Origin of the sequence: Roseiarcus fermentans (genome assembly GCF_003315135.1) — a bacterium.
In the GTDB taxonomy this organism is placed as follows: domain Bacteria; phylum Pseudomonadota; class Alphaproteobacteria; order Rhizobiales; family Beijerinckiaceae; genus Roseiarcus; species Roseiarcus fermentans.
This window is the reverse complement of the sequence record NZ_QNRK01000068.1, coordinates 1-8,908: the sequence shown is the minus strand read 5'-3', so window position 1 is coordinate 8,908 and position 8,908 is coordinate 1. Positions and strand designations below refer to the sequence as shown.

The 8,908-nt window shown below is 67.3% G+C and carries 8 protein-coding genes; 2 read left to right on the top strand and 6 right to left on the bottom strand.

The features are described 5' to 3' along the window. The first annotated feature begins 939 nt into the window (after nucleotides 1–939). Nucleotides 940–1,656 (top strand): peptide-methionine (S)-S-oxide reductase MsrA, encoded by a 717-nt coding sequence (gene msrA, locus DFR50_RS30930; protein WP_113894170.1) that lies wholly within the window; start codon nucleotides 940–942, stop codon nucleotides 1,654–1,656. A 41-nt stretch (nucleotides 1,657–1,697) separates the two neighbouring features. On the opposite strand, the gene DFR50_RS30925 is transcribed toward msrA, so the two are convergent. From DFR50_RS30925 to DFR50_RS30900, 6 genes are all read right to left on the bottom strand, one after another. Beyond that, nucleotides 1,698–2,738: a zinc-binding dehydrogenase gene (locus DFR50_RS30925; RefSeq protein ID WP_113894168.1), complete on the bottom strand. Its 1,041-nt coding sequence runs from the start codon at nucleotides 2,736–2,738 to the stop codon at nucleotides 1,698–1,700. Nucleotides 2,739–2,740: 2 nt separating this feature from the next. Then, entirely contained in the window at nucleotides 2,741–3,550 is an 810-nt protein-coding gene (locus DFR50_RS30920; RefSeq protein WP_113894166.1) for an alpha/beta fold hydrolase, read from the bottom strand. A gap of 18 nt (nucleotides 3,551–3,568) precedes the next feature. Beyond that, on the bottom strand, nucleotides 3,569–3,976 hold the full coding sequence (locus DFR50_RS30915) for a GFA family protein (protein WP_113894165.1): 408 nt from the start codon (nucleotides 3,974–3,976) through the stop codon (nucleotides 3,569–3,571). A gap of 93 nt (nucleotides 3,977–4,069) precedes the next feature. Next, nucleotides 4,070–4,939 carry an amidohydrolase family protein gene (locus DFR50_RS30910; protein WP_113894162.1) on the bottom strand — a complete coding sequence of 290 codons (870 nt, stop codon included), beginning with the start codon at nucleotides 4,937–4,939 and terminating at the stop codon, nucleotides 4,070–4,072. A gap of 85 nt (nucleotides 4,940–5,024) precedes the next feature. Further along, a complete protein-coding gene (locus tag DFR50_RS30905; protein WP_113894160.1) occupies nucleotides 5,025–6,848 on the bottom strand; it encodes a feruloyl-CoA synthase in 1,824 nt (607 codons plus the stop codon). 440 nt (nucleotides 6,849–7,288) lie between these two features. After that, nucleotides 7,289–8,101, bottom strand: coding sequence for a crotonase/enoyl-CoA hydratase family protein (locus tag DFR50_RS30900; protein ID WP_113894158.1), 813 nt, complete (start codon nucleotides 8,099–8,101; stop codon nucleotides 7,289–7,291). A gap of 115 nt (nucleotides 8,102–8,216) precedes the next feature. On the opposite strand from DFR50_RS30900, the gene DFR50_RS30895 reads away from it, so the two are divergent. Then, the gene (locus DFR50_RS30895; RefSeq protein ID WP_113894156.1) at nucleotides 8,217–8,714 is read left to right on the top strand and encodes a MarR family winged helix-turn-helix transcriptional regulator; all 498 of its coding nucleotides are present in this window, start codon (nucleotides 8,217–8,219) and stop codon (nucleotides 8,712–8,714) included. Nucleotides 8,715–8,908: the final 194 nt, after the last annotated feature.

Here is an 8,908-nt window from a genome sequence, read left to right as displayed (position 1 = left end):
GCGCAGAAAAATCGCCAGCTGGGACGTCGAAAGGCTCGCCGAGATCCTCATCGGCAAGAACGGTTAAGGCACATTAACCCGGATTCGGAGCCCTGGCGGGGGCGGCGGCAGCCGAAAAAAGTCCTTGCCGGGTCATCTTGCGTGCGGAGCCGGCCGCGAGGGGGCCAAGAGTGGCGGCGGGAGAACATTGTATTGCGAGAAAGAGAATTGTGGACTATTGTATTTTCGATTGAGCAGAACGCTGTTTGACATCCGGAAGCGGAATCCAGCGCGCGCGCGCGCCTGCCGTCGGCCTGGGCGGCGGCGGAGGATGCGGAGCGCGGCGCCCCGCTCTTACGCGCGGCCAGGGAGTTGCTGAGTGACAGCCAAGCCGGGAGGAGGCAGTGGGCAGTGGGCAGTAGGCAGGCAGTGGGCAATCCCTCTCCCTCAGGGAGAGGACAGGCCGCGAAGCGGCCAGGTGAGGGGGCGCCACGCCGACGGTCGGCGTTCCGAGCCCTCATCCTGCCGGGCTTCGCCCGGCTGTCCTCTCCCCAAGGGAGAGGGCGGCGCCGGCTTGGGAGTTACAAAGTGACGTAACTGCCAAGGTGGACGCCGAAGAGCGCCGTCATCGCGAGCGAAGCGAAGCGATCCAGGGCCGCTGGGCCGCTGTCGCGCCCTCTGGTCGTCCAGCCGCCCTTCGTTGCGAGCAGAAGACGGAGCGATTTTTTCCGCAGGAAGCAAGCGGCGGCATGGATTGCTTCGTCGCTTTGCTCCTCGCAATGACGGGGTTGGCAGTTACAAAGTGACAGGTTTGGGCGCCCAAGTCCCTGAAAGGATGGGGCGCCTGCCAGGCTTGCAGGCTGGGAGCGCGGAGGACGGAAAAAAGACTCCCGGCCGAGGTAACCGCGGTCGCCTCGGCGACGTAGAGACGAGCGTCACCCTGTTGGAGACCCTTGCGCCATGACCGACGCTTTCCGCCCTATTTCGACCCGCCTCGCCGCCCTCGCGGCCGTCGCGACGCTCGCCGTCATGTCCCTCGCTTTTTCGTCGCTGCGGGCGCAGGAGGCCCGGCGCGTCCCGCCGCCGGCCCTGGACGAACTCGCGACCGGCGCAAGTCGCGAGGTGGCGGTGCTGGCCGGCGGCTGCTTCTGGGGCGTCCAGGGGGTGTTCCAGCATGTCGACGGCGTCGCCTCCGCCGTCTCGGGCTACGCCGGCGGCGCGGCGGCGACGGCGCACTACGACATGACCAGCGAGGGGAACACGGGCCACGCGGAGTCGGTCAAGGTTACGTTCGATCCGAACAGGATCAGCTATGGCAAGTTGCTGCAGATCTATGTCTCGGTCGCCCACGATCCGACCGAACTCAACCGGCAGGGGCCGGACGAGGGGACGCAGTATCGCTCGGCGATCTTCCCGACGAGCGAGGGTCAGGCCAAGGTGGCGGAGGCCTATATCGCGCAGTTGAACGCAGCGCACGCCTTCGCCGCGCCCGTCGTCACGACGATCGAGCCGGGCAAGACGTTCTATCCGGCGGAGGCCTATCATCAGGACTTCCTGGTCCGGAACCCGACCTACCCGTACATCGTGTTCAACGACCTGCCGAAGGTCGAGGCGCTGAAGCGCCTGTTCCCCGAAGTCTATCGCGCGACGCCGGCGTTGGTCGGGGCGAAGTCGTAAGCCGCAGGCGCGGTCAGCGATCGGCGACAGGAGCGGGCCGACTACAGGGGATCGCCGATCCTGAGCCCGATCTTGCCGAACTGTTTTCCGGACTCGAGGACGTCGAGCCCCGCGGCGATGTCGGCGAGCGCAAACGTCCGGTCGATGTGCGGCGTGAGTTTCTTGTCGCCGATGAAGGCGATGAGGTCGCTGAGTTCCGCCCGGTTGCCGAGAGTCGAGCCGAACACGGTCAACTGACGGATGAACAGGCGCTGCAGATCGGCCGACGGGTCGCCGCCGGTGGTCGCGCCGCAGGTGACGAGGCGGCCGCCGCGCACCAGCGCCTTCATCGCCGTCGGCCACACCGCCTTGCCGACGTTCTCGATCACGACGTCGACGCCGCGCCTGTTCGTGAGCGCCATGACCTGGTCGAGGACCGACGAGCCGCCCTCATCGAGAACTGTCTCCGCCGCGCCGAAATCCGTCATCCGGGCGAGTTTGCCGGGATCGCGCGAGGTGACGATCGCGCGCGCCCCGAGCGCGCTGGCGATCTGCGTCGCCGCCAGCGACACCGACCCGCCGATGCCGAAGATCAGCGCCGTCTCGCCCGCTCCCAGGCGCGCCTTGGTCACGACCATGCGCCACGCGGTCAGCCAGGCGACACTGAGCGAGGCCGCCTGCACGAAATCGAGCGCCTCGGGCTTGTGCACGACGCTGCCTCCGGGGGCGGCGACATATTCGGCGAATGTCCCGTCCACCTGCTCGCCGAAGAGTTTTCCGCGGGTGCAGAGGACCTCTTCGCCCTTCCGGCAGAATTCGCATTGCTCGCACGGCTGGCCGGGATAGATCACGATCGCGTCGTCGGCGCGGAAGCGCGACCCGGTGTCGGCCTCGACCACGACGCCCGCGCCGTCGAGCCCGAGCGTGATCGGCAGGCGGTGGGTGATTCCGGCGCCGGAATTGCGCATGTAGAGGTCGACGCGGTTGAGGCCGCCGGCCGCCATGCGGATCAGGACCTCGCCGGGCTTTCGTTGCGGGATCGGCAAGTCGTCGAGTTTCAACACGTCGTTGCCGCCGTGACCGTGAATGCGCGCCGCGAGCATTTTCAGCGTTCCTCCCCGAGGCGTTTCTTGCAAAAGGCGGCGATCGCGTCGAGCGTCGCCTCCGGTTGCTCGAACTGCGGCGCGTGGCGACAGTCCGGAAGGTCGAGGCTCTCGACCGGGGTCGGCGCGATCCTCTCGATCGCGCGCGACTGCGCGAGGGTGAAATAATGGTCGTCGCGGCCGGCGATCAGCAGCGCGGGCGCGCGCCAGCGGGCGACGAAGTCCTCGATCGTCCAGCCGAGCACGCCGGGGTCGGACCAGAAGCCGCTCCAGCCGAGAAAGGCGCAGTCGACGTGGGCGTGATACTTGGCGAGCCGCGCCTTGAGTTCACCCGACTCGTAGGCGCGGTTGACCTCCTCGATCCCCTCGAAGCCGTAGTTTTCGGCGAACACGTGCGGGGCGAGCAGGACGAGGCCCTGAACCCTGTCGTCCTGCGTCTCTCCTGCATAGATCGCCGCGATCGACGATCCGTCGCTATGGCCGACCAGGACGCCGCGCCGAAAACCGAGCGCGCCGAGGACGACGGGCAGAACGTCGCGCGCCTCGCGCACGAGGTAGTCGGGCGGCCGGGGGAGGGGGATCGGATCGGAGCGCCCGTAGCCGGCCCGGGAATAGGCGAACACGCCGCAGCCGGTCGCCTCGGCGAGCTTCTCCGGCACGTCGCGCCACAGCGCGACGCAGCCGAGGCCCTCGTGCAGCAGAACGATCGTCGGCGCTTCGTCCGGCGGCGGGCCGTAGGCGGCGGCCTCGAGCCGCTTGCCGTCGGCGACGATCGCGCCATGAGGGGAGTCTGTCCAGGAGAAGGCTTTCACAGCGGGAACCGGCGCCGTTTAGCGAGGCGGCATGCCCTCGAAAGTCGGCAGCCCCTCCGGGAGGCAATGAAAAGCCTGTCGGTCGCTGGCGTAGATCGCCATTTGCGCCGCTCCAAACTGGCTGGGATCATCGAATGTTCCGACCTTGAGAATGACGAACGGTAGATCGGGGCGGAGCGTTGTCAGATGCGTGCCGCAATCCTCGCAGAACTCCCGCGTGACGGCTTTTTCGAGGTCGTCACGCTTGAACTGGCGAGGCGCGCCGCTCGTGTACCTGAAGCCCTGCGGCGGCATGACCATGAACATGTTGGGGGCGCCGCCGGAGAAATACTGGCACGGGCGGCAAAGGCATTCCGCCCTCAGCCGAGGTTCTCCCACCGCCTCGTAGCGGACCTTTTTGCAGTAGCACCCGCCTTCGACCTTCATGGTTTCCTCCCCTCGGCGTCCGCGGAGCCTTGTCGACCGCGGCCTCGCCCATGAGGCCCGGCGGGGAAGAGGACGTCAAGGGCGGAGCTCGGCCTACTCCGCCGCGATCTTCAGCGCCCGGATCGCGTTCTCCTTGAGGATCAGGTCGTGCACCTCCGGCTTGAAGCCGGCTTCGCGAAAATCCTTGATCCAGCGGTCGGGCGGGATCAGCGGGAAGTCGGAGCCGAACAGCATCTTCGTCTTGAGCTGGGAGTTGGCGTACTGCACGAGCTGCGGCGGGAAATACTTCGGGCTCCAGCCCGAAAGATCGATGTAGACGTTGGGCTTGTGCAGGCAGACCGACAGCGCCTCGTCCTGCCACGGCCACGACGGGTGGGCGATGATGATCGTCATGTCGGGGAAATCCACAGCGACGTCGTCGAGATGGATCGGGTTCGAATATTTGAGCCGCATTCCGCCGCCGCCCGGCATGCCGGTTCCGATGCCGGAATGGCCGGAGTGGAACACCGCCGGCAGCTTGTAATGCGCAATCAGCTCGTAGAGCCCGTAGGCCATCGGATCGTTGGGGAAGAAGCCCTGCACCGTCGGATGGAACTTGAAGCCCTTGACGACGCCGCCCTCGATCAGTTCGCGCGCCTCGCGCACGCCCATCTTGCCCTTGTGCGGATCGATGGAAGCGAACGCGATCATCATGTCGGAATTGGCCGCCGCGGCTTCCGCCACCTCGTCATTCGGGATGCGGCGGTTGCCGATCTCGAACTCGCTGTCCACGGTGAACATGACGAGCCCGATCTTGCGCTCGCGATAATAGGCGACCGTTTCGGCGATGGTTGGCCGCTTGCCGGCCTTGAAGTATGTGTTGGCGGCGTCCTCGTAAGGCTGCCAGAAGGCGTCTGTCGGGCAGCGGCACGACACTTCGGCGTGAGTGTGGACGTCGATGGCGACGAGGTCGGCGACCTTCATGGAAAGACTCCTCATTGTGGCCGCGCTCGCTGAGCGCGGGACCCGGTCCGCGACCGCGTCTACAGGGCGGCCGACGCGGGCGCGTTCAAACGATCGTCCGCGCCGAGGGCGTAGCGTCGAAAAGCTCCTCCACCACGTCGGCGCGCAGCGCCAGCACGGCGCGCTGGTTGATCGAGCCCTTGTCGGTGAGTTCGCCGCTGTCGAGCGAGGGAGGATCGTCCATCAGGATGAGCCGGGCGAAGCGCCCCGAGCTGCCCCCGGCCTTTTTGTTGAAGGCGGCCAGCAGCGTGGAAAAGGTGTCGCGCACCTTCGGATGCAGGCACACGTCCGCGTCGCTTGCGTCGTCGCTCAAGCCCGCGAGCGCGCGGCACTCGGAGACGTTCGGCACGACGAGCGCGGCGGCGTCGTCGCGGTCGTGGCCGGCGACGACGAGATCGGTCACATAGGGCCCGAAATGGGCGATGAACCGGATCCTGAGCGGCCCGACGCTGACCCAGGTGCCGGTGGCGAGCTTGAAATCCTCCGCCACGCGCCCGTCGAACACGAACCCCAGTTCCGGATCGCGCTCGTCGAAGAATTTCAGCGCGTCGCCGAGCTTGTAATAGCCCTCCTCGTCGAAGGCGTCCTTCGTCAGGTCCGGCCGGCGCCAGTACCCCGGGGTGATGCTCGGACTCTTCAGCCGCGCCTCGAGCTTGTCGCCGTTCGGCACGAGCTTCAGTTCCACGCCGTGGTTGGGAATGCCGACCACGCCCGGCGCGCACGCTTTTTCGGTGACGCTGAGCGCCGAGGGGCCGGTCTCGGTCGAGCCGAGCGAGGTCAGGATCGGCACGACGTGCCCGACCGTCTCGCGGCCGAGACGCTCGAACGCCTCGCGCACGTGGGGCGCGAGCGCCGCGCCGGCGTAGACGAAGGCCTGCAGGTGCTGGAACAAGCCCTTGCGCAGGTCCGCGTCGTGCTCGGCATACGGCAGCAGCATCTCGAAGCCCTTGGGCACGTTGTAGTAGATCGTCGGCGACACCTCCTTGAGGTTGCGCACGGTCGCTTCGATCGCGCCGGGCAGCGGCCGGCCCTCGTCGATGAAGTAGGAGCCGCCGCCTGACAGAACGAGATTGAAATTGTTGTTGCCGCCGAAAGTGTGGCTCCACGGCAGCCAGTCGAGCAGCACCGGCGCCACCACGTGGTAGCTGGGATTGACGCCCCTCAGCATCGCCTGGTTGGAGGTCATCATCTTCTGGGTGTTGATGACGCCTTTGGGCGTTCCGGTCGAGCCCGAGGTGAACAGGAGTTTGGCGATCGTGTCGGGGCCGACCCGGGCGTGGGCCGCGTCGACCTCGGGGCCGGCCGGCCTTGCGATCAGGGCCTCGAAGGTGGACGAGGGCCAGTCCTTCGGCGGGTTGATCCCGGCCACGACCTCGGTCGCCTTCGGCACCCCGGCTGCGAGCGCGAGCGTGAATCTGTCGCCGTCGGCGACGTAGACGAGGCCCGGCGTCAGTACGTCGAGAATGGTCTTCAGCTTGCCGTAGTCCTTGGCAATTAGCGAATAGGGCTGCGAGACCGGCGCATAGGGGACGCCGGCGATCATCGCGCCGAGGCCGATCAGCGCGTGGTCGACGCTGTTTCCCGACAGGATCGCGACCGGACGCTCGGGCGAGAGCCCCCGATCGATCAGCCCCTGCGCAATCCGACGGGCGAGGTCGCGCGCCTCCGCGTAGGTCACCTTGCGCCAGCCGCCGCCCCGGCGCTCGGCGATAAACACGCGGTCGGGCGCAGCGCGCGCCCAGTGGTCGAGCCAGTCGGTCATCGACCGCGGATAGGGCGCGAGCGGCTCGGGCGACATGACGATCATCGACCCGTCGCCGCGCTTGTCGACGGTCACGTGCGGCGGACCGAACGTCAGCGGGATTTTCATGCGTTGGTTCCTCCCCGGATTGGACTGGACGCTCGTCCCGCGCCGACTCCATCGCTCACGGGTAAGCCGAGCGCCTGGCCTGCACTGAGCATGCCCTTGTCAAAGGTGTATATGAGTTTCGCGCGACGATTGGCTGCAACTGCGAGATGGGGGCATCGCCGGCGCGCAGACCGGTTTCGTAGGTGCAGGTACCGTCGCGCCCGCCGCTGATGACCCGCGTTCGCGCGTCACGCACGAGCAGCTTCCTGGCCGGAACGGCCTGCCGGATGTGGGCTGCGGGCTTTCCGTGCCGCGGGATCACCGCCTCCTCGCCCGCTTCCGCCTTGTCGAGGAGCTCGGCCGGCCTTCGCCTGAGCCAGATTGACAGTGAGCATTGCGATCTCCTGTATGACCAGAAGACTGGTCATAGTTTTCGGAAGGCGGCGCCTGCGGCGACAACCTCAACTCTGCCGCAGCACCTTCCCCGCGCGCTTCTCCAAAAAGTCCTTCAGCCGCTCAGTCGCCTCGGGGCTCATCTCGGCGATGGTCGCCATCAGCGACTCGGTGAGCAGCCCGCTCGACGGATGGGTCTCGGCGATGCGCGGCAGCGCGTGCAGCACGGCGAAATTGGTGGTGAGCGTGTTCGACGCGGCCTTGGCGGCGAGTTCGAAGGCCTTGTCCAAGCCCTTGCCCTCGTCGACCAGATATTGGGTGATTCCGGCCGCGTGGCCTTCCTCGGCGTTCAGCGTCCGGCCGGTCAGCATCAGGTCCTGCACGCGCGGCACGCCGATCAGCCGCGTGATGCGCACCGAGCCGCCGCCGCCGAGAAAGATGCCGCGCTGCCCCTCGGGCAGGCCGTAATAGGTCGAGCGATCGGCGACCCGGATGTGGGTCGCGGCCGCGAGTTCGAGCCCGCCGCCGACGACCGCGCCGTGCATCGCGGTGACGACCGGCGCGCGCCCGAACTGGATCGCCTCGAACGCCCGATGCCACAGACGGGAATGCAACACGCGCTCGAGCGGGCCGAGATCGGCCGCGACCTCGGAGAGATCGAGCCCGGCGGAGAAATGCTGGCCGTCGCCGGAGAGCACGACCGCGCGGACGTCCCCAGGCAATCGGGTGAAGAAGGTCTCCAGTCCGAGCACGGTCACGTCGTCGAGCGCGTTGCGCTTCTCCGCTCGGGCGAGTCTGAGATGCGCGACGGCGCCGCGCCGCGTCGCGCGAAGCGAGGCCGGCAGGTCGATGTCGATCGGTTGGTCCGCGCCCTCGGTCATCCGTTTCCTCCTGCGCTGCGCCGCTGCGGCGGCGCGAATTGACACTTTGCGCAGATTGTTATATGTCATAACAATTGTCGCCCGTCAAGCGCGGCGCCGACCTTGCGAGGATGCGATGGGCGTGACGGCATCCGGGCGAACAAGAGTCCTGGAGGCGGTCCGGGACGCGGCGCGGTTCGACGCCGGGCCGCTCGATCGGCGCCTCGGCTATTGGCTTCGCCGGGCGCAGCTCGCGGTGTTTCGCGACTTTTTCGCGACCTTCGAATCTTACGACATTCGTCCCGCGCAATATTCGATCTTGACGGTGATCGAGAGCAATCCGGGGCTGAAACAGGGCGTGGTCGGCGAGGCGCTCGGCATCAAGCGCGCCAATTTCGTCGCCATGATCGACGAACTGCAAGGGCGCGGGCTCGTGCGCCGCGCGCCGATCCCGGGCGACCGGCGCAGCCACGCGCTCGTGCTGACCGCCGAGGGCGCCCGGCTGACCGCCGAACTGCACGCCGTTTCGGATCGGCACGAGGGGAAGCTGATCGCGGCGATCGGCGAAACCGCGTATCGCGACCTCTTCGCCCCGCTGAACGCGCTTGCCCGGCTCGGCGAGGGAGAGCGCTGAGGCCCCCGGCGACGCCAGGGGAATCGCACTTGGAATTCGGCGGCCCTTGTGAGCCGGATTTTGCGTTTTGAGTGAGATGGATTCTACCGGGTGGCGGATGATACGCGGCTCGGGAGAATGTGTTGGATCGCTTTATCGAATGCTGGGACGGTCTGGACGACCCGCGCACTGGCAATGCGGCGCTGCACGACTTT

Coding starts and splice junctions, on each gene's coding strand:
- DFR50_RS30915 (WP_113894165.1), bottom strand. CDS start 3,976: ATGAAGGTCGAAGGCGGGTGCTACTGCAAAAAGGTCCGCTACGAGGCG.
- DFR50_RS30895 (WP_113894156.1), top strand. CDS start 8,217: ATGGGCGTGACGGCATCCGGGCGAACAAGAGTCCTGGAGGCGGTCCGG.
- DFR50_RS30905 (WP_113894160.1), bottom strand. CDS start 6,848: ATGAAAATCCCGCTGACGTTCGGTCCGCCGCACGTGACCGTCGACAAG.
- DFR50_RS30910 (WP_113894162.1), bottom strand. CDS start 4,939: ATGAAGGTCGCCGACCTCGTCGCCATCGACGTCCACACTCACGCCGAA.
- DFR50_RS30900 (WP_113894158.1), bottom strand. CDS start 8,101: ATGACCGAGGGCGCGGACCAACCGATCGACATCGACCTGCCGGCCTCG.
- msrA (WP_113894170.1), top strand. CDS start 940: ATGACCGACGCTTTCCGCCCTATTTCGACCCGCCTCGCCGCCCTCGCG.
- DFR50_RS30925 (WP_113894168.1), bottom strand. CDS start 2,738: ATGCTCGCGGCGCGCATTCACGGTCACGGCGGCAACGACGTGTTGAAA.